The 20,406-nt window shown below is 57.3% G+C and carries 14 protein-coding genes, 1 other RNA gene and 1 pseudogene; 6 read left to right on the forward strand and 10 right to left on the reverse strand.

Annotated elements, in window-relative coordinates:
- Positions 1 to 80: 80 nt before the first annotated feature.
- The 3 genes and pseudogenes from icd to dnaX all read right to left on the reverse strand — a co-directional run bounded on the left by icd (position 81) and on the right by dnaX (position 7,078).
- A pseudogene (gene icd / locus MUN79_RS09510) lies at positions 81 to 1,345 on the reverse strand (NADP-dependent isocitrate dehydrogenase).
- Between the two features lie 209 nt (positions 1,346 to 1,554).
- Complete coding sequence (locus MUN79_RS09520) at positions 1,555 to 4,593, reverse strand: M16 family metallopeptidase (protein ID WP_244677443.1); 3,039 nt, start codon at positions 4,591 to 4,593, stop codon at positions 1,555 to 1,557.
- A gap of 355 nt (positions 4,594 to 4,948) precedes the next feature.
- Positions 4,949 to 7,078 (reverse strand): DNA polymerase III subunit gamma/tau, encoded by a 2,130-nt coding sequence (gene dnaX / locus MUN79_RS09525; protein ID WP_244677444.1) that lies wholly within the window; start codon positions 7,076 to 7,078, stop codon positions 4,949 to 4,951.
- 132 nt (positions 7,079 to 7,210) lie between these two features.
- On the opposite strand from dnaX, the gene ssrA reads away from it, so the two are divergent.
- Positions 7,211 to 7,581, forward strand: a transfer-messenger RNA (tmRNA) gene (ssrA, locus tag MUN79_RS09530).
- Positions 7,582 to 7,690: 109 nt separating this feature from the next.
- Here the strand turns inward: ssrA and MUN79_RS09535 are convergent.
- Together MUN79_RS09535 and MUN79_RS09540 are read right to left on the reverse strand one after the other, a co-directional pair.
- Positions 7,691 to 9,133 carry a CBASS cGAMP synthase gene (locus MUN79_RS09535; RefSeq protein WP_244677445.1) on the reverse strand — a complete coding sequence of 481 codons (1,443 nt, stop codon included), beginning with the start codon at positions 9,131 to 9,133 and terminating at the stop codon, positions 7,691 to 7,693.
- A 17-nt stretch (positions 9,134 to 9,150) separates the two neighbouring features.
- The gene (locus tag MUN79_RS09540) at positions 9,151 to 10,242 is read right to left on the reverse strand and encodes a CBASS cGAMP-activated phospholipase (protein ID WP_244677446.1); all 1,092 of its coding nucleotides are present in this window, start codon (positions 10,240 to 10,242) and stop codon (positions 9,151 to 9,153) included.
- 178 nt (positions 10,243 to 10,420) lie between these two features.
- Here MUN79_RS09540 and MUN79_RS09545 point away from each other — a divergent pair, with 178 nt between their 5' ends.
- Both MUN79_RS09545 and MUN79_RS09550 read left to right on the forward strand, forming a co-directional pair.
- Positions 10,421 to 10,789 carry a helix-turn-helix domain-containing protein gene (locus MUN79_RS09545; protein ID WP_244677447.1) on the forward strand — a complete coding sequence of 123 codons (369 nt, stop codon included), beginning with the start codon at positions 10,421 to 10,423 and terminating at the stop codon, positions 10,787 to 10,789.
- Positions 10,790 to 10,804: 15 nt separating this feature from the next.
- Positions 10,805 to 11,398: an ImmA/IrrE family metallo-endopeptidase gene (locus MUN79_RS09550; RefSeq protein ID WP_244677448.1), complete on the forward strand. Its 594-nt coding sequence runs from the start codon at positions 10,805 to 10,807 to the stop codon at positions 11,396 to 11,398.
- 486 nt (positions 11,399 to 11,884) lie between these two features.
- Here MUN79_RS09550 and MUN79_RS09555 read toward each other — a convergent pair whose 3' ends face one another.
- Complete coding sequence (locus MUN79_RS09555; protein WP_244677449.1) at positions 11,885 to 12,370, reverse strand: hypothetical protein; 486 nt, start codon at positions 12,368 to 12,370, stop codon at positions 11,885 to 11,887.
- Positions 12,371 to 12,466: 96 nt separating this feature from the next.
- On the opposite strand from MUN79_RS09555, the gene MUN79_RS09560 reads away from it, so the two are divergent.
- Positions 12,467 to 12,718, forward strand: coding sequence for a helix-turn-helix domain-containing protein (locus tag MUN79_RS09560; RefSeq protein ID WP_244677450.1), 252 nt, complete (start codon positions 12,467 to 12,469; stop codon positions 12,716 to 12,718).
- Positions 12,719 to 12,880: 162 nt separating this feature from the next.
- Here the strand turns inward: MUN79_RS09560 and MUN79_RS31765 are convergent, their stop codons facing one another.
- Positions 12,881 to 13,168, reverse strand: a complete 288-nt coding sequence (locus MUN79_RS31765) for a DUF4158 domain-containing protein (RefSeq protein ID WP_375378244.1) — start codon at positions 13,166 to 13,168, stop codon at positions 12,881 to 12,883.
- Between the two features lie 187 nt (positions 13,169 to 13,355).
- Positions 13,356 to 14,570, reverse strand: a complete 1,215-nt coding sequence (locus MUN79_RS09565; RefSeq protein WP_244677451.1) for a PAS domain-containing sensor histidine kinase — start codon at positions 14,568 to 14,570, stop codon at positions 13,356 to 13,358.
- A gap of 422 nt (positions 14,571 to 14,992) precedes the next feature.
- On the opposite strand from MUN79_RS09565, the gene MUN79_RS09570 reads away from it, so the two are divergent.
- Together MUN79_RS09570 and MUN79_RS09575 are read left to right on the forward strand one after the other, a co-directional pair.
- Complete coding sequence (locus MUN79_RS09570) at positions 14,993 to 17,809, forward strand: PAS domain-containing protein (RefSeq protein WP_262923055.1); 2,817 nt, start codon at positions 14,993 to 14,995, stop codon at positions 17,807 to 17,809.
- A gap of 726 nt (positions 17,810 to 18,535) precedes the next feature.
- Positions 18,536 to 19,165 carry a BLUF domain-containing protein gene (locus MUN79_RS09575; RefSeq protein ID WP_244677453.1) on the forward strand — a complete coding sequence of 210 codons (630 nt, stop codon included), beginning with the start codon at positions 18,536 to 18,538 and terminating at the stop codon, positions 19,163 to 19,165.
- A 297-nt stretch (positions 19,166 to 19,462) separates the two neighbouring features.
- Here the strand turns inward: MUN79_RS09575 and MUN79_RS09580 are convergent, their stop codons facing one another.
- Together MUN79_RS09580 and MUN79_RS09585 are read right to left on the reverse strand one after the other, a co-directional pair.
- Complete coding sequence (locus MUN79_RS09580) at positions 19,463 to 19,786, reverse strand: hypothetical protein (protein ID WP_244677454.1); 324 nt, start codon at positions 19,784 to 19,786, stop codon at positions 19,463 to 19,465.
- A 76-nt stretch (positions 19,787 to 19,862) separates the two neighbouring features.
- Positions 19,863 to 20,393 (reverse strand): RNA polymerase sigma factor, encoded by a 531-nt coding sequence (locus tag MUN79_RS09585; protein ID WP_244677455.1) that lies wholly within the window; start codon positions 20,391 to 20,393, stop codon positions 19,863 to 19,865.
- Positions 20,394 to 20,406 lie beyond the last annotated feature (13 nt).

The following is a 20,406-nucleotide window of genomic DNA, read 5'->3' on the forward strand; positions in this document are numbered from 1 at the left end:
GCAGATATAAGTTTTGGCCTATATCTGCTTCCTTGTTAAATTCAGTAGTTCCTTACCTTAGGTAGGGAGTAAAGGCACCCTTACATCCGGGCGATAATCTCGTCGCCGAACTCCGAGCATTTCAGCAGGGTAGCGCCTTCCATGAGGCGTTCGAAGTCGTAGGTTACGCGCTTCGAGGCAATGGCGGCTTCCAGACCTTTGTAGATCAGGTCGGCGGCTTCCTGCCAGCCCAGGTGCTCGAGCATCATGGCGCCGGACAGAATCACCGAGCCGGGGTTTACCTTATCGAGGCCGGCGTACTTGGGAGCAGTGCCGTGGGTAGCTTCGAAGATGGCGTGGCCGGTCATGTAGTTGATGTTGGCACCGGGCGCAATGCCGATACCGCCTACGATGGCCGCCAGGGCGTCGGAGATATAGTCGCCGTTCAGGTTCAGGGTAGCAATTACCGAGTAGTCGGCGGGGCGGAGCAGGATCTGCTGCAGGAAAGCATCGGCGATGCTGTCCTTAATCAGGATCTTGCCGCTTTCCAGGGCCGCCTTCTGCTGGGCATCGGCTACGTCCTGGCCCTGCTTGGCCACGATCTTGTCGTACTGGGCCCAGGTGAATACTTTGTCGCCGAACTCACGCTCAGCCAGCTCATAGCCCCAAGTCTTGAAGGCACCTTCGGTGAACTTCATGATGTTGCCTTTGTGCACGATGGTCACCGAAGGCTTGTTGTGGCTGATGGCGTACTCGATGGCGGCGCGCACGAGGCGCTCGGTGCCTTCCTTCGAAACCGGCTTGATGCCGAACGAAGACGACTCGGGGAAGCGGATTTTCTTCACGCCCATCTCGTCCTGCAGGAATTCCAGCATTTTCTGGGCCTGGGGCGTACCGTTCATGTACTCGATGCCGGCGTAGATGTCCTCGGTGTTTTCGCGGAAAATCACCATGTCGGTCAGCTCGGGACGCTTCACGGGGGAAGGCACGCCTTCAAACCAGCGCACGGGGCGCAGGCAAGCGTACAGGTCGAGCTCCTGGCGCAGGGCCACGTTCAGGGAGCGGATACCGCCGCCTACGGGCGTGGTCAGGGGCCTTTGATGCCCACGAGGTAGTCGCGGAAGGCATCCAGGGTTTCGTTGGGCAGCCAGTTGCCGGTTTGCTTGAACGACTTCTCGCCCGCCAGCACCTCTTTCCACATCAGCTTGCGCGCGCCGCCGTAAGCCTTTTCTACTGCGGCGTCGAATACGCGCACGGAAGCGGCCCAAATGTCCGGACCGGTACCATCGCCCTCAATGAAAGGAATTACGGGTTGATCCGGTACGCTCAGCTTACCGCCTTTGATGGTGATTTTGTTCTCTGCCATTGTTAAAAGTTGTCAGTTGCGAATTGACAGTTATTTAGGGTGTTTGAGTTGTTGTTAGAGGTAATAAACCCGCCGGCTCCGGTCCTGTCATCCTGAGCTTGCGAAGGATCTTATCACGCCAGAACGATGCTCATAACAACGACTCGTGCTGCGGTGATAAGGTCCTTCGCTTTGCTCAGGATGAGAGACGTGGGGACATAGCGGATACTTTAATAGCCGAAAATCTCTTTCAGCGTGAGTTGCTGGACCTGGCCGTACTTGGCCAGCTCCTTGAAGTTGAGACGGTCTTTGGAGCCGATGACCAGGATGGTCTGGCTTTGGCCTTTGACTTTGGCTTGCTGAAACTTCTTCAGGTCATCGAAGCTCATATTCTGGGTTTGCTCATACACGTCGCGGCGCAGGTCGTAATCCAGGCCCAGGCGCTTGGCGCGCTCGTAGCTGAAGAGGATGTCGGACTTGGTGATGCGCTCGGTGGCAATGCTGTTACGGATGCTTTGCTTGGCAATCTGCAGGTTGGCTTCGGCCACGGGCAGGTCGTTGAGCAGGGTTTCCATACCGGCCATGGCCTCGCCGAGTTTGTCGCTCTGGGTGCCGATGTAGCTCAGGTTGTAGTTGGAGCGGCCCAGCTTGTCGGCGCTGGCGTAGCGCGACGAAGCCGAGTAGGCCAGGGCCTTGGACTCGCGCAGCTCCTGAAACACGATGCTGCCCATGCCGCCGCCGAAGTACTCGTTGTAGAGACTCACGGTGGGTACCAGGGCCTTGTCGTACACGTCGCCGCGGGTCAGGAACAGGATTTCAGCCTGCACCATGTTGTAGTCTACCCAGTACACCTTACGGTCTTTGAGCGGCTGCTCAGCAAAGTCCTTGTTGGCCGGTACGGGGGTGAGCTTGGCGGGGACGCGGTGCAGTTTGTTGAGCGTCCAGAGCAGGCCGGGGTAGCGCACGCCATTGGGCGCTTCTGGCGTCGTGCCGCCTTTAACAATGGCAGGCTCTGCATCGGTAGCAGGCCGTGGGCCATAGTACAGCACGCGGTGCTGGTAGCTAGTCAGCTTCTTGGTCAGGGCAGTTAAGTCGGCGGGCTTCAGGGCCTTGAGTTCTTTCTCGCTCAGCTGGCTGGTGAAGGGGTTTTGGGGGCCGTACTTGGCGAAGTTCAGCATGGCCTGGGTCAGGATAACCTGCTTGTTGAGCTTGGCATCCTTGCGGGCCTTGAGCACACCGTCGACCATATCCTTGAGGGCTTTGGCGTCGGGCTTGGGGTTAGCCAGCAGGCTTTCGAAAAGCTGCAGGGCCGGCTCGAAGTTGCTGTCGAGGCCGCCGAGGCTGACGTAGACGCGGTCCTGCCCGCTGCTCACGCCAAAGGAGCAGCCCAGCTTGTAGAACTCCTGCTGCAATTGAGCGGCCGAGTACTTGTCGGTGCCCAGGTACTGGAGGTAGTCGGCGGCCAGACCCAGCTTGGGGTCGTTGTTGGTGCCCAGGTCTAGGATGTAGTACAGGTTGAACAGCTCGTTTTCGGTGTTGCGGGTGTAGTACACCGGAATGCCGGAAGCAAGCTTGAACTCCTGAATATCCTTTTTGTAATCGACGAAAACCGGCTGCAGCTCGGGGCTGGGCTTGCTCACCACTTCCTGGTAGAAGCTGGAGGCCACTTCGCGGTTGACGGGCACCGGGGTAATGGCGGGCTTCACCACTTTGGGCGTGCTCGTGTCCTTGCCGGTTTTCTTGTAAATCAGCGCGTAATTGTTGCCGTAGTACTGGTTGGCTACGCGCAGCACTTCCTGCTTGGTGATTTTGCCGAAGTCCTCGTACTGCTGCAGGATGTCTTTCCAGCTCTGGCGCGATACAAACGCGGCCACAAAGGCGCCGGCGCGGGCCTCGTTGCTTTCGTAGCTCTTGGTGCGCTGCAGCTTCTCGTTGTTGATGATGGCCGGAATCAGCCAGTCGGGGAAGCTGCCCTTTTTCACCAGCTCCAGCTGCCCGAGCAGCAGGTCGCGCACCTGGGGCAGGGTCTGGCCCTGGCGCGGGGTGGCGTAGAGTACGTGGGAGGAGTAGTCGTTGTTGATGTCGGTGAACGAGGCGGCCTGCAGCACCCGCTGCTGCTGGTTCAGATTCAGGTCAATCAGGCCGGCCTGGCCGTTGGTCAGGATCTTGTCGATCATGCGCAGTACCAGCGCGTCGTGAGTGGCCGCGCCGGGGAAGCGGAAGCCGAGCATCACGTTTTCCGCATCGGGGCCCACCACTTCCTTTACCACGAGGGCCGCAATGGGGGCTTCCTGGGCGGGAGTGAAGGCCGGCACCGGCTTGCTCTGGAGCTTACCGAAGTACTGGTCGATGATGCGAATAGTCTGGTCGTAGTCCAGGTCGCCCGAGAGGCACAGGGCCACGTTGTTGGGTACGTAGTACTGGCCGAAATACTTCTTGATTTCGGTAATCGAGGGGTTTTGCAGGTGCTGAATGGTCCCGATGGTGGTCTGGGTGCCGTACTCGTGCTTGCGGTACAGGCTGGCGTTCAGGGCCTCGTATTCCTTGCTAAAGTCGTTGTCGAGGCCCCTGTTTTTCTCCTCGTACACGGCTTCCAGCTCCGTGTGAAACAGACGGGGCACCATCTCGCCCAGCCGCTCACTCTGAATGGCGGCCCACTTCTCAATCTGATTCGAGGGAATATCCTCTTGGTAAACCGTCTGCTCGACCGAGGTGTAGGCGTTGGAGCCCTTGGAGCCGATGGCACCCATCACCTTGTCGTACTCGTTGGCTACGGCATACTTGGCCGCCACGCTCGAAATCGAGTCGATCTGGTGGTAAAGCTTCTTGCGCTCCGTGGGGTCGGTTTTGGAACGGTAGACCTCGTACAGGGCCTCAATCTTATCCAGCTCGGGCTTTTCGGCGGCCCAGTTCTGGGTACCCAGGCGGGAAGTGCCCTTGAACACCATGTGCTCGAGGTAGTGGGCCAGGCCGGTAGCGGTGTGCGGGTCGTTCTTGGAGCCGGCGCGCACGGCCAGATAGGTCTGAATGCGCGGCGCGTCGTCGTAGTCCGACAAGTACACGGTCAGGCCGTTGTCCAGGGTGTAGATGCGGGCCTTAAGTGGGTCGCCCTCCACAGTTTCGTACTTGTACTCTTTCTGCTGCGCCGGCGCCGTTGGGGTCGGAGCAATGGTAGCCGCCGCAGTGGAGGCTGGCTTGCTCGTCTGGCACTGGGTGGTTAGCCCAAGCGCCGCAATGGCCGGAAAAAGAAGCAGAAAGGGTTTTTTCACGAAATTCCCAGGGCAGAAAGCGAGGCGTAAGGACAAGGTTTCAAAGATAGGCGGCCGGTATTGCAATTAAAAACGCATTGCGCTATTGGGTTGACTATGAGTGGTTTTTAAGTTGGGCGCAAAGTCCGGAATAATTAGTATGTAAGCCCGGCTTGTTTTGGGTAGCCAGCAGCACGTTAGGCGCTAACTAGGTGCGGCGCCTAGCCGACGTGGCGGCACTGAAGCCGATAGGTTGGATTAGAAAGGGGTAAAACGCTAGTAGCGCGAACGTTGTAATTCGCGTGCCTCGCGCCATTAGCGTCGTGCTGGCACACGAACTACAACGTTCGCGCTACTATCTACTAACGGTACCTTATTAGTCGGTATCCAGGCCCAGGCGTTGCTTCATGGCGAGCAGCACCGGGAATTTTTCCGAGAGGTACTCAAATTTATCGGCCGAGGTGTAGAGCATGCGGCCGGTGGGCGCTTTTTCGGCCAGCACCACCTGCACGTTTAGGCGCGGGTAGCCGGTGCGGCGGCGCAACTCGGTGAGCAGCTCCGCACGGAAGTCGTTGAACTGGTCGAGCTGCACGGGATTGTCCACGGTGAGGTGAACGACGTGCTGCTCATCGACCATAATGGGGCGGTTGAGCAGCACGTACTCGGTCATGCGCTCGGCCCGCCGCGACTCTTTGATTTCGTTCCAGACCAGCAGCAGCTTTTCCTCATCAATAGCTGGCAAGCCGGTAATGGGGCCCGTGGGCTCTTCCTCCACTACCGCTGGCCCGGCCTGGCTGGCCGAGACCTGCTGGGCTACCTGGGCCTTGAGGTCCTTGAGGCTGGGAATAAGCTTTGCTGCCGGGCTCAGGGGTTTGAGCATGGGCGCAATGCGGCGCGGTCCTTCCGGCTCGTGGCCTTCAAAGCTGGGGGCCCCGATTTCCACGTGCGGACTCGTGTCGCGAAACTGCCCGGTGGGCTGCACCGCGTCCACGTCGTCCTCGATGCTGGGCGTGTCGTGCAGCTCCTCAATTCCGCTTACGATGGGCACTATCGGCTCCGGGTCGGCGGGGGCCGTCACGACGGGCACAGGCGGTGCAACCGGGGCCGGGGTTTGCGCACTAGCTGCTACGGCCCGCGGGGCGTTATTAGGGGCGGGGGCGGGTGTACCGTTTACGGCCGGAGCTGCGGGGGTAGTTCCGTTTAGGACCGGAGCCGCTGAGCCGTTCGATGCGGGGGCAACGGGCGCTACACTAGTTTTTTTTTTAGCCTCGCCGTTGGACGAAGGAGTCATTTCGCGGGCAAACTGCACCGCCCCGTTCAGGTAGGCCAGCTTCATCAGCATGAGCTCTACGTGAAGGCGCTGGTTCTTGGCCTGCTTGAATTCGCGGTCACACTGACTCACTAGATTCAGGGCTGAGAGCAAAAAGGCCAGTGGAGCTGCCTGGGCTTGCTGCACGTAGCGTGCCCGAATGCCTTCCGAAACTTCCAGCAACTGCACCGTTACCTGATCTTTGCACACAAGCAAACCGCGCAAATGCTCAGCCGCGCCCACCACGAAGTTGTGCAGATCGAACCCATTCTGCACTACCTCGTCCAGCAGCAAAAGCGTCTGGGAAAGGTCTTCCCGCAGTAAGGCGTCAATCAGCCGGAAGTAGTACTCGTAGTCAAGGATGTGTAGGTTCTGCACCACGTCCTTGTAAGTCAGATTGTGGCCCGAGAAGGTCACCATCTGGTCGAACATGCTTAGCGCGTCGCGCAGGCCGCCGTCGGCTTTCTGGGCCAGCAGGTGCAGGGCGTCGTCTTCGGCCTGAATTTTCTCCTGGGTAGCCACGTGGCGCAAGTGCCCGCGAATGTCCTCTACTCGAATCCGGTTGAAGTCGAAAATCTGGCAGCGCGACAGAATCGTGGGGATAATCTTGTGCCGCTCGGTGGTAGCTAGAATGAAAATGGCGTAGTTTGGCGGCTCCTCCAGCGTCTTCAGAAAGGCGTTGAAAGCCGCGTTGGACAGCATGTGCACCTCGTCGATGATGTACACCTTGAAGCGCCCCTGCTGCGGGGCGTAGCGCACCTGCTCCACGAGGCTGCGAATGTCTTCCACCGAGTTGTTAGAAGCCGCATCTAGCTCGTGCACGTTAAACGAGGCGTTTTCCTGGAAAGCCCGGCAGGAGGCGCACTGCCCGCAGGCTTCGAGTTCAAATGGTGTGTTATCCGGATCGGCAGCCTTATGCAAGGCAGCCGGCACAATATCAGGCTGGGTACGCAGCAGCTCCGACACGGGGCGGCCCTGGCGTACGTGCTCCTCTACGAACTCGCAGTTGATGGTCTTGGCCAGAATCCGGGCGCAGGTGGTTTTGCCCACGCCCCGCGGGCCGCAAAACAGGAAGGCCTGGGCTAGGTGCTTGCTGGTAATGGCATTCTGCAGCGTGGTAGTCACGTGCTGCTGGCCCACCACGCTTCTGAACGTGGCAGGACGGTATTTACGGGCCGAAACGACGAAATTTTCCATACTCCTTCCTGCAAAGGTACCCCGAAAAGACGGTCTTTGGAAGGGAACAAATTGCAGATAACAGAACGTTATTACCCTTGAATGCGTACATTCGCACCCCGCTACTTGTGGGGGCATCGTTCTTTACCATTTGGGGCTGACCGGAATTGACAGCTTGCGCAAGTCGCGAGTAAGCGTGCCAGGAGTTGAATGGATCTTCTGCGACCAAATCATTCGAACAATAACTGGCGAGTATAGCTACGCCATGGCTGCTTAGTCTAGGTACTAGGTAATGTCATCGTCCCGCACCCGTTCTCTTTTACACGGGTGAGTTCGGGGCGTCGTAAGTAAAAGATAGTTAGAAAGGGGGTGTGACTTTCTAGCGAAAAACAATCGCATCTAAGCAAACTCTACGGGCCTGATGCGCGCCCGGAGTTTGATGAAAATCCAAGCGTAGATACGCACGTAGAAAGCTCGACGGTTTCCTTGTCTGGACCAGGGTTCGACTCCCTGCAGCTCCACTTTAAACCCGCCTTACAGCATTGTAGGGCGGGTTTCTTGGTTTCTGGGGTACATACAGGGGTACAACTCGTGAAAAACGAGAGCGAGTAAGCTATTTGTAATGGGTGGTTTCTAACTGTGTTGGTAATGCTCCACTGCCGGGCCTTCCCAACGACCCGTAATCTGATACAGCTCGTAGAAAACCAGCCACTCGGCGAGCCACGGAATAGTCTTATCATACAGATGGTGTTTGTCAGACCAGGCCAGGTCGCCGGGATAGTAAAGGCACAGGCTATTGTCGGCTGGATAGAAGTGTGTGAGAGCGTGGTGCCGGTACTCAATACCTGGATTGAGCACGAACACTTTTGGGGGCCGGCCAGGAGCGTAGTCAATCTTGATGCGGTAAGTGCCTTCGCCACCGGGCGAGGAAACCTCCCCACGACAGCTCAATGCATTGCGCTTCAGCTGGCACCGAAAAGCTGGATAGTGCCGTTCGACCAACTGCTTTTCACGATGAAATACGGCAAACCAGTCTTTGCCCTGTCGTGCCAATGGATGAAAACGACGCCCCCCATCGAAGCGGTGTGATTGGTTAGGTACTCCGTGGCCGTGTGTGGTAATACCGACAGCAGCTGTTGTGGCTGCGCGCCCGCTGTTGATGAGCACGGCCGAGGCGCGCAGCTTGGCTTCTTTGGCATCCACGTCCTCATCGAGCCCGTCAGGGAAGCGTGAGCCCAGATGGTGCCGCCAAAGTTTGCTGGCGCTCAACTGGTTTTTTTCGTCGTCTACCGCCTCGTCAGCATCCTCAATAAACTCGTCGAGCGCATCGAAGAAATTCCGCTTCAGCTCGTCAGAGTATTTGCTCAGCAAGTCATCTTGGGGCGTGGTGGGCATTGTGCACTTCCATTCTCGTTTTAGGTCGCTCCGAATAGCTTTAAGGAGGGCGCGTAAGGCGCAGTCGTCGCGGCCATTGGCCACGAAGTTGCGTTCCGCCAACACCGTCATGCACAACCCACTGGGCATCTTGTGGGCACACCAGTCGCACCACGATTTCAGGTACTTCACCAACCGCACCAGTTGGCCCTTGGCATCGCGCTGCTTGCGAAACCACGTGATAAACTCCTTGGGGTCGCTGTCTTCCCAACCTTCGTTCTTCACTGCCAGATGAGGATGGTCCTCGTCTTCCAGCATGTAGTAAACGGGCAAGTCGATGTGATAATCGGCCTTATAGGTTACTCGAATACATTTCTTGCGCCACTGTGCCGGCTCGCTGGTGTGGTCTTTGACGGCCTCGTATACCCAGCGCTGCAAGGTGGTAGCCGTCACGTCGGGCTTGCACAGAAAGTACACACCGTCGTCCAGGTCACAGGTGTCGTCGTGGATGCGAATCACCGTTCCCAGCTTCTGCGAGCCCTGAGTGAAGAACTTCGGCTTGTAGTCGGGATGGTGTTCCTTAAAGTGGTCGGTGATTTTGCGGCGAAGCTCCTTTTTGGAAGTGCTGAGCTTGGTTTTCTTCGTGCTGAGCACGTTCAGGTTCTGGTTGAAGTCCAGAAACAACTTGTTGCAGTTGGCCATAAAAACGGAATCAGTGGTTAAGCAGCTATTAGTGTGGGCTGGCTCAGTGAGCGGCAGGGAGCAAACGCAGCTGTTGGCTCAGCACAGAAATTATCAATAATGCGACGGCCCCGTTCGCGGAACTGGTTGCTGGCCCGCTCCTGCAAAGCCGTGAGCTTTGCTGGGGAAGTGGTGTCCAGATCGACGTATTCCTGTTTATTGAGAAAGTCGAACTGAACCCGCTCGTACAAAAAAGCTTGCGGGGCCTCTCGGCCGGCTCCCCGGCTAAGCACCTGGCAGACGCTATCGGTGTGGTCGGCCTGAGCATGAAGTATCATGTCCAGGATACGCATTTTGTTGGCCCAGTAAAGCAGACCCCACCGCCGCTGCTCGGGGCGCTCCGTGAAGGCCTGCCGTCCGGTGCCGATGGAGAGCAGTCGAATATTGGCCCACGGCACAGCCAAGCAGCCATGGGCCTCGGTCAGGCCGATAAGGGCGGGGTTGTTGGCGAAAATGCCGCCATCTACGTTGTGGCTAATTATAACCTCTTCTCCCGTTACATCGGCGAGGTAACGCGGGCTATAGGGGTCGAAATAGGTGGGGGCAGCGGCCGTAGACATGCCAACTTGATAAGCTGGCATCTGGTAGTCACGGATGAAGTCTTTGTGGTGACATGTTTTGTACACGCTCACTTTGCCCGACACAGCGTTGAACACCGGAATGCAAACCCGTGTGCGGGCGTGTCCCAGTCGGGTGTTTCCATCTGGAGAGTAGGGGGCAAACTTTTCCTTCAGCAGCGCCTCCAGTTTCTTATTGGAGTACCGAGCTGTACCTAGCCAGGAAACAAGATTCCGGCCAGCACCGAAAATGTCCTTGGCGTGGTGCGAGTACAGGTGCACGAGTTCCCGAGCCGGCATGCCTAATGCCAGCGCCAAAGCGATAATGCCGCCGGTAGAGGTACCACAGATTAAGTCGAAGTGCTGATAGAGAGAAGTGTGTTCTTGGCCATCTCGTTGCAGTTGCGATTCTAGGTCGGCTAGGAATCGAGCGGTATAAAGGCCACGGATTCCTCCACCATCAAGGGACAGAATGCGGAAAGGCTGGTTCAGCGAAGGAGGGGCAGAATCCATTTCAAATTATTTGGGTTTGTTTTGTACAGGAAAAAAGCCGCCGTTGCATTTTGGCATGCGTATAATAAATATGCTTGTCTACTCTGCGACACGTCTGTTTCATGAACGAAACACTTTCAGCAATTGTTCCATTAGTGAAACAAATGTTTTCTTTGCGCAACAATGTCACTAACCCATCATGAGCGTACAACTTGACACTGACAAACTTGCCGCGATGGTGAAATCCAAGCGAGCGGGTCGCGGGCTACGAGCAGTAGCCCAGGAGATAGGCGAAGTCAGCGCCTCCACTCTCTCCCGAATTGAGCAAGGCTCCGTTCCAGACGTGAATACCTTCTTGCAGCTCTGCAAATGGCTGAACGTCCCTACCGATACTTTTACCATTACCGACGAAGCCACAGAAACCAAAGAATCAGCGGCTGCCGGAAGTGATAAAATTGTAGCCCACTTACGGGCCGACCGCGTTTTGCCAAAGGCTACGGCACAAGCGCTGATAGAAATGATACAACTTGCCTATCGGCAGGTGAGCCAAGAAGCCCACGGGCACTAATGAAATAGCGTCTCAGTGGTCGCCAAGTCCAAACTCCCCCACGGTTTCGCTGCAAAAGCAGAGCGAAAAGCAGAATCCTTGCGCCACGAACTTGGATTACGGTCGCATGAGCCATTGTGTGCCTTTCGTCTCTGCGAACACTTGCGCATAAAAGTCGTCGTGGTTCAAGAGATGGATGGCCTTTCCCTGGAGAGTCTTTCGGTACTGTGCCACCCCAGCGGAAAGCATTGGTCGGCCCTTACCATGCCGTTTCACCCATCCCAGCAATCCTCACACCTTATTGTCCACAACGGGGTGCATCCGCCGGCACGCCAGCAAAGCAATGTTATGCACGAGGTTGCGCACATTCTTTGCGGTCACAAGTTATCCGCTGTCGATACCGGCAAGAACTTACCCGATTACATGCGGCTCTACCCAGAAGAGCAAGAATTAGAAGCCGACTGCTTAGGGTGGACGCTATTGTTACCGCGGGCAGCGTTGCTGTTTGCGCTGAGCAGGGGTTGGGACAATGCCAAAATTATGGAGCACTATCAGGCCAGTGCTCAAATGGTACAGCTCCGCATCAACAGAACAGGTGTAAAACGCCAATTAGCTTACCTGCGGCCTTAACCTATAATAGAATATTGCATAATCACTAGGGGAATTGTCTTCTGGCTATTAGTAGATAGATTAGATAGTATATGTATCAAGACCGTTACTCACTGGCGCGGAGTAGCTGGTAAAAATAGGGGGGATTGAAGCAAATGGAAACGCAATTGTCAGACCGGGTGGGTCTATTTTCCATCTGGCCCTTACGAATCTCAACTCTACTTCATGTCGTCGGGGTGAGTATCTATTTCGCCATCTATATACATCTGCAACAGCGTGTTGCGTTTCTGCCGGCTGTGGCGCGCTGCTGCCCTAAAGGAAGCTAGCAACAACCAAATAGTTGCTACAACACGCTGCATAGTAACTCCACAACCGAGCCACTGTAAGAAGTAAGTCAGTATAACTGCACCAATACTCCATTCAATAAGAAAGAAGAGCACCCCTATCATATAGGGCCATGTTGCAAAAAAAGCTGTGCGTAAAAGTTTCATTGAATAGTACAAGCGTTTATAGACCTACATAGGTACCCTCATCTGTCTGCCTTAACAAGGGCGATGAGGCCAAGGCGTTAGGCATCGGCTGTGCCTGAATGAGGAATGTGTTTGCCTCTTCAGGCAGTTTGAAACCATACTGCGTCGCCATTTCCTGCGCTAGGGGGTAGTACAGGTTCATTAGGCACGCCCGCACATAGATTATATGCTGAAAGTCGAACCAGAACTCGTTTTGCAACTCTGGCGTCTCAAACTCCTCTCTCATGATTTCCAGGTCATCGAGCAGGTATTTCCACAATGGGTCTCCCGCGACTTCCGAGAAGATTTCTTGTAGAGCGGACAGTTCAGGAGTCCGTTCAGGCTCAGGAATGCCGCTGAAGTAGTCGCTGGCGCAGTTGATGGCAAGCTGTTGCCGCTGCATTGGACCTTCCAACTGCTTCTGATACTGTGTACAAAGGTCGTCAAGCTCACGCCGCGATAGTTCTGAGGCCGTTTTTACCATATAGCTAAACAAGTTAGACTCAAAGCTACTGATCTTTCCTTGATTTGGATACACATATGTATCTAAACGCTTTGAAGCCTAGTAGACCTTGCGCTGGTGAAAAATCCGGCCGGTCTTATAGTTTTTGGGCTTCACGTGCGCCGGCTGCGGGAGCAACGACAACTTAGCCAGCAGGCTCTAGCTGATATGGCTGATGTTTCAAAGCTCACCATCCAACGCCTTGAGTTAGCCAAGTTCTCGGTGACTCTTGACATCCTCATTTCCCTCACGCGTGCATTTGAAATTCCTCTACAGGAATTAATGAACTGTCCCGGAATTGAGGAAGTAGATGAGCTTAAAAACGGCTAGTTGCCCTAACCGGAAGCCTGCCCCAACATTTAGTGGTAAAAGCAGCTCTGCTCCTGGAGCGCTAACTGCAGGCCGACGGCATCACCAAAATCGTGGTGCTCTCCGGCGACAAGGACAGCCTATCACAGCGTGTACATAGGTATCCCAGTGCATATAGGAGAGCTAAGGTTGGCAGGCGACAAGCTCTGACAGGTAATGAGCGGGTTTCTGCTTAAGACCCAGCACTAGGCCCTGATGCCGCAGGTAGTAAAGCTGGACGGCGACGTCCAAATGATTGGCTGCGACTTGGTGCTGGTGAATCAATGCCAGGTTGGTTTCGCTGAGTGTGCATTGGCGGATGAACTTGGCAGGGCCAGCTACTGCTCTCGCTTGGCGGCGGACAAGGTGAAACGACGAGGCACAGGGCGCAGGTACGGTAGAGGTATCTGATGGAGGTGTCGATTCACCTATAAAGTGTCATTGGTATCCCCCTCAACTTGGACTTACACTCTGCCGATTGTTCGTTTATAAGACCGTTTTGCTGAATAATGCGTCCTTAGTAGGACGGTGCCTGCAGCTTGCCGCCGGGCCACGGGAAAGGCAGGACGAAGCCGGTGTTCGTTACCTCCGGTCGCACAATACTAGGTCACCCCACGCGTCAGGGTAGCTCGATAAAAAAGGTGGTACCTTCTTTTTCGCGGCTTTCCAGCCAGATTTTGCCCTGGTGCTTTTCCACAATCTGCTTGGTGATGAACAAGCCCAGGCCCGTGGTGGTGTCCCCGTACAGGCCTGGCCGGGCGGCCTTGCTGAACTTGTCGAACACATGCGGCTGCAGCGCTTCAGGAATGCCCAGTCCCGTGTCCTTCACGACTAGGCGGATACTGTTTTTAAGCTGGCGCAGGGCCACGCGGATGGTGCCCCCGGCAAACGTGAAGTTCAGGGCATTAGAAAGCAAGTTATCGAGGATGCGCCCAAACTTGTCGGCGTGGATGTTGGCGTGAATGGGGGTCTTGGGCAACTCTAAGTGCAGGTGGATTTCTTTTTCCTGGGCCGCGAGACGAAACGCCTGCAGGCGTTTGTCGAGCAGAGCCCCCAGGTCGGTGCGGTGCTTTCTAGAGCGGTCAGCCTCCAGCTGCCCCAGAAACAGCACGTCGCGCAGCAGCGCGTCGGCTGTGCCGCAGGCCTGTTCCACCACGCCCAATAGCTTCTCCACATCCAGCCGGTCTGTTTCCGGTTCGATGCCGCGCACGCCGGCGTGGGTCCGTAGTAGATGCATCACCATGCGGATGTGCACAATAGGGTTTTTCAGGTCATGGGCCGCCAGATGCAGCATCGTTTCCTGCGTGTCGTACAACTTCTGGTTAGCCAGTTCCATTTCCTTGCGCTCGGTGATGTCTTCCAAGGAGGTGTAGCCCAGCTCGCCTTCTTCATCGGGGAAGAGCACCGAGGTGACCCGGCACCAAAACGAGGATTTATCCACGCGCACTAGGCAGGTTTCCAGCGCAAACCAGGGCTTTTTATGCGCCCAGAGCTGCTCCTGTAACGTTGCCCAATCCTGGACAAAGTCGGGGTGGGCAAATTCAATGATTCTGCGCCCTTCCACTTTCTTCGGGTTTTTCAGGCCCAGCATGGTAGCCAGCGCCTGGTTGGCCTGGCGGATACGCAGGTCCGGGTCAATGATTTTCTGGCCCATCGGCGAGTTCTCGAACACCGTCCGAAACCGCTCCTGGCTGCGCTCGTAACGCTGCTGCTCTACTTGTTGCTCTTCGGCGGCCGTCTTCTGTTGCCGTAGGCGGGTGTTTTTCTGCTGTAGGGCTTGGACTTGCTTCTTTTCGGAGCCGGACGACGCTGGAATGGACGGGGAGGAAGCCATAAAAGGGACAGAATATTGATGTAGGAAGAGCCACCGAAAGGAGCATCAAGGTAGCAGCGCAGGGTCCGTGTATACGCAAAAGGTCGCGCCGCCGCCTACGCGACGGTTCTCTTTGATGTGGTTGCCATTAGAGATATGCTCCTTTTGCTTTTCGGACCCTTTTTGTGAACTAGCATCGAAAGGGTAGGTAAGGATGCCTCAGGAAACGAAAAAACATCTCCCATTATGGGCACGAATAAAACGGGCGGACCAGCTGGCCCGCTCGTTTCTTTTCCCGGAAACTTCGCTCTATACCCTCGGCTTTCGTACTGCCACTCTGACCTCAACGCTGCTTGAATGCCTACGGACTCTACCCCACTTGACTTGCTGCCCGTCTTCAACGCCCAACCCGGGGCCACCCTGCTGCTATCCCCGAATGGATCATTCTCGGTGCCAGCGACGACTACTTGGCCGCAGCGCTCACCAAGCGGGAGGCCATTGTGGGGCAGTATATCTTCGACGCTTTCCCCGACAACCCCGCGACGCCCGAGGCCAACGGTATGGCCAATGTGCGCGCCTCCCTGGAAACGGTGCTGGCCACCGGCAAGCCGCACGAGATGGCCCCGCAGCACTACGATGTGCCCGACCGAACCCAGCCCGGCCGGTTCCTGGAGCGCCACTGGCTGCCGCGCCATACGCCCGTGCTCGATGCCACCGGGCAGGTGCAGTTCATCATTCAATCTGTCCAGGACATCACCGCCAGCCGCCAGGCCGAACTGCTGCTGCGCACGAGCCAGGCTGCGGAGCAGGCGGCCCACGCCGTGGCCGAACAGCAGCGCCAACGCTTCCACGAGGTGCTCACGCAGATGCCCGCCTACATTGCCGTGTACCAAGGGCCCGACCACATCTACCAATTCGTTAACCCCGCCTATCAGAGCTTGTTTCCCCACCGCTCCTTCCTCGGCCGGCCGTTTCGCGAGGGGATCCCGGAGGCCGTCGAGTTGGGAGTTGTGGCCCTGTTTGACCAGGTGTACCGGACCGGCGAGCCGGTCTACCTCTGGGAAATGGAAGGCTGGTTCGACTTTCACGGCAACGGGCAGCCGGTGCAGGTCTTTCTCAACATCTCCCTGCACCCGTTGCGCGATGTACAGGGCCACATTGATGGGGTCATGGACTTCACCTACGACGTGAGCGAGCAAGTACGCGCCCGCCGCCAGGTCGAGGAGCTCAACCAGGAGCTGGAGAACCGGGTGCAGGAGCGCACCCAGGACGCGGAGCACTCCCGCGCCGTCGCCGTGGAGCAGCGCAACCGCCTGCTGCGCCTCTTCAGCCAGGCCCCGGCCGAGATCAACCTCTTCCAGGGCCCCGACCACATTTGGACCTTGGTGCACCCCCGCACTCAGGCCCTGCTGGCTGGCCGCTTGCTGCAGGGCCTGCCCCGCCGCCAGGCCCTGCCCGAACTGCCCGAAGCGCAGCACGAGCCGTTTGACCGCGTGTTCCGCACCGGCCAACCCGTGCACGTCAGTGAAACCACCCAGCGCTTCGACAACCTCTACCCTGGGGGAGAACAGCACGACGAGTACTACGACCTGACGCTGCAGCCTAAATACGACGCATCTGGGCACATAGAAGGTGTGATGAGCTTGGCCCTCAACGTGACCGAGCGGGTGCGCGCCCGCCACCAGGCCGAGGCTCTGCAGACGCAGGTGCTGGCGGCCGTCCAGGAGCAGGCTCAGGCGCGGCAGGCCCTGTACCAGGTGTTCGAGCAGACCCCGGCAGCGGTGGCCCTGCTGCGCTCCCCCGGCCACCGGTATGAATACGTGAACCCCGCCTACCAGGCCTTTTTCCTCGACCGTCAGTTGGTGGGCCTCGACCTGGCGGTGGCTGCCCCCGAACTGGTAGCCCAGGGCTTTAAGGTGCTGATCGACCAGGTCTACCAGACGGGGGAAACCTACTTTGGCTCCGAGCAGCCCTTCACGCCCCCGTCTGCCATTGGAGAGCCGCCCCGGCCCTACTATTTCAACTTCACCTACCAGGCCTACCAGGAAGATGGCGCCGTGGCTGGCGTGTCCATCTTCGCCTTCGACGTCACCGAGCAGGTGCTGGCCCGGCAGGAGCGGGCGGCACAACAGCAGCGCCTGGAGCAGTTGTTCATGCAGGCACCCGCTGCCATCTGCATCCTGGCCGGCCCTGCGCTGGTGTACGAGCTGGTCAATCCGGGCTACCAGGCCCTGTTTCCTGGCCGCCGGCTGCTGGGCCTTCCTCTGCTCGAGGCCATGCCCGAAATTGCCGACCACACTGTGTACCAGGGCTTTCGAACCGTGTATGAGCAGGGCGTCACACTGGAGGCAAAGGCGCTGCTGATTCCTATTGCCCGCCCCGTCGACGGGCAGCTGGAAGACCGCTACTTCAACTACATCCAGCAGGCCCGCCGCGACGCAGCCGGGCAGCCCGACGGCGTGCTGGTCTTTGCCTTTGAAGTCACCGAACAGGTCCAGGCCCGCCAGCAGGCCCAGGGCCTGGCCGCAGAGCTAACGACGACCAACGAGCAGCTCACCCGTACCAACGTGGACTTGGACAACTTCATCTACACGGCCTCCCACGATTTGAAGTCCCCCATCTCCAACATTGAGGGGTTGCTGTACTTGCTGCAGGGGGAGTTGCCCGAACAGGTGGCCCAGGAGGAGAAGGTCGGCCCTACCTTGGCCCGCATGCTAGAGTCGGTGGAACGCTTCAAGCGCACCATTGCCCACCTGACGGACGTGTCCAAGCTCCAGAAAGAGCACACTCCTCCTTCCACCTTGGTCAACCTGGCCAACGTGGTCGAGGACGTGCGCCAGGACCTGCTACCCCAGCTACAGGCGGCCGGTGCCACGCTGTTCATCGACGTATCGGCGCAGCCGCCCGTGCAGTTTTCCGAGAAGAACCTGCGCAGCATCATCTACAACTTGCTCAGCAACGCCGTCAAATACCGCCACCCCAGCCGCCCGCCGCATGTGGAAGTACGGGCCCATGTGCACGCTGAACAAACCGTGCTCGAAGTGCACGACAATGGGTTGGGCATCGATCCAGCCCACCTGCCGCGCCTGTTCACCATGTTCCAGCGTTTCCACGACCACGTCGAAGGCACCGGCATCGGTCTCTACATGGTCAAGCGCATGGTCGAAAACGCGGGCGGCCGCATCGAAGTACAGTCCCAGCTGGGGGCGGGCACCACCTTTCTCGTCCATCTGCCCCACGCCTCCGGCCGCACCGCGTAACTCTCTTCCCCGTTTCCCAGGGCCGCTATTTCGGGTACCCTGCTCGTTGACGACGAGACCACCGTTTCGCTGAACTAGAGCGCATTTTATCTAGCGGCCAGGGGTTAGATCAGTCTGGCCCTACATAGCAAGGAACAGTGAGCAGTTGAACAAAGTAGATTCGACCTTTTTAACAAAATGTGCTCGCACTGGGAAGTCTAATTTTGTCCTATCAACGAGCTCTTTACTCCGAAGCCCACTATGGAGACTGCGCTTAACTCTCTTCCCAGGTACCCGGCATGCAATTGAATCGCTACGCGGATATGCTCTTTGCCACGCATGATCTTTGGCACATCCTTGGGGTAGTGCCGGGCTCGTCCGTGCTATGCTATTGCCTGCTGTTAGGCGAATACGGACAGCAATGACCGGGGCAGCCCCTACTGGAGGCGGCCGTCGTACCCCTCACGTCAAACGGGGCCGTGTTCAGAGTACAGCTAATCTGCTGTTCAGCAGTAGGCCCGAAGGGAAGCTTCTTTTTGCTAATCGAACGGTATATAGTAACAAGTGTGTCAGCCCGCCCTTCTTAACTCCAAATGAATCCCGCTTCATGGTTTCACCAGCGGGTTGCTTATTTCGCTATAAAGAACAAGATGGAAAATCCGTATTTGCGGCGTCAAAACTGGTATATATAGCGAGTACGAGCACCGTATAGGTATAGGACAGCTTCTCCTTATTCTACTTCTCCCTATGCTCTACACCGAAGCGCAACGCCAGCGGGCCGTCGCCTGGGCCGTCTCTATGACAACTAATACCTCCTTGGCGCCGCGTCGCTACGAGCGGCACTTGCTGGAAAACTACCAGCGGGGCCACCTCACCTTAGACGAGGTGTTGCACTTACTGGACACGAGCATCTATCAGTTGCTCTACCGTAGCCAAGCCGTTGGGCCAATGGCAGAGCAGCACCTACAGCAGCTACTGGAGTGGAGTCGCGCGTATAACGCCCAGCACCGGATTACGGGTTTGCTCTTATACAGCGAGGGACACTTCGTGCAGGTCCTGGAAGGTCCGCAAGAGGAAGTACGCACCCTCTACGCGCGCATTCAACAGGACGTCCGCCACCAGCGCATCGTGACCATTGGCGAAGGGCCCGAACCGGTACGGCGCTTTGCGGACTGGTCGATGGGGTTTGGCCACGTAGCAGCTACGGACATCGATGTGGTGCTGCAGGCTACTCCTATTCCGTTTCCCAGCCCCGACGTGCAGGAAGAGCATATACAAGCCCTGCTGCAAGCCTTTGGCGTACCGCTGTATTCTATCCCTTCAACGGACTCCGGAGCCGCTATACCGGCGGCCCCTCTATCATCCGACGCACCGTAGCGTGCGTGCAGAAGCCTCGTCCACCTGCTGCACCAGGGAGCTTCTCCTTCTCGCCCCTGTGCTGCGACGCATTCCTACTCGTATCGCCTAGAGGAGGCATGATCAGCCTGTACCCAAGGTACAATCCCGCCTAGGATACTTCGTCTGCTCTTGCTTCGTGAAGCTGGCGGAAATGATGGAAAGAGGAGCATCACGTGAACGGCGACGCGCAAGAAATTGGGTAGGGCTGGTATAATACCTGTTAAAAAGCACGTACCGGGACTAGTTCGTCCCACCGGATGAACGCACAGGCTCTCCTTAGGAGCCAAGCAGCAAGCTGCCTGCCCGCCAGATTGACCACGCTTCGGGCGTTAGATGACGGGCCATATAGTGGTGCAGTGAATAGCCATTGCGCTCGAGTATGGTGCGCGCAATGGCTAGCGGGCAATTCGTGGCGAAGGCCTGAATAGGGGCGTACTCCGGCAATTCGTTGCGGCTTAGCTGCTCCTCGCTACGCAGAGGGCATAAGTCAACCTGGCGAAAATAAGCTATTTCAGCGGCGACAATTTCCTCTGCCAGCGTGGGGTGCCCTGCGTGTTGCATGAAATCAGCTTGAGATAGAGGTGTCGTCTTCTTGAACATACAAAAAGCCTTGGCTACTGTTTCGGGTAGGTCACTTCTTTATTAAGATTCCTAACCCACGTCATGGGTTTATGTCTTAAAGTGCTAGACGAGACAGCCGTTGCCGAGCCCCCATGGACCAAGTCTTGACTGTACCCAAAGGCACCCGCAACTCCTCGGCAGCTTCCGCCTGCGTGTAGCCGCGCAGATACAGCAGGTCCAGGACCTGCCGATACTCGGGCCGGAGTCCGAGGAGGAGCTCTGGCACACCAATGTGCTCGGGGTTAAATTCCGTGGGCGCAATAAATTGCCGGCCCGTCGTGTCTTCCAGGGTTGCCATGCGCTTGATCAAATGGTAACGAGCACTACGCAGATGGTCGATTGCCGCGTTGCGGCAAATGGCAGCGGCCCAGGTGAAAAGCTGACTTTTGGCCGCGTCGTACGAGGCAATCGACACCCAGACCTTGAGCAGACTTTCCTGCAACACGTCTTCGGCACTCTGCGGGTTGCCCACCACGCGCAGTACGGTGCCGTGTAGCGCCCGGCCAAATTGCTGGTAAAACACGGTCATGGCCCGCGCCTCCCGATTCGTCAAGCGCTGCACTAGTTCGTGGTCAGATACGGGCATAGGATAACTGTTC

The sequence above is a fragment of the Hymenobacter cellulosilyticus genome (genome assembly GCF_022919215.1).
Lineage (GTDB): Bacteria > Bacteroidota > Bacteroidia > Cytophagales > Hymenobacteraceae > Hymenobacter > Hymenobacter cellulosilyticus.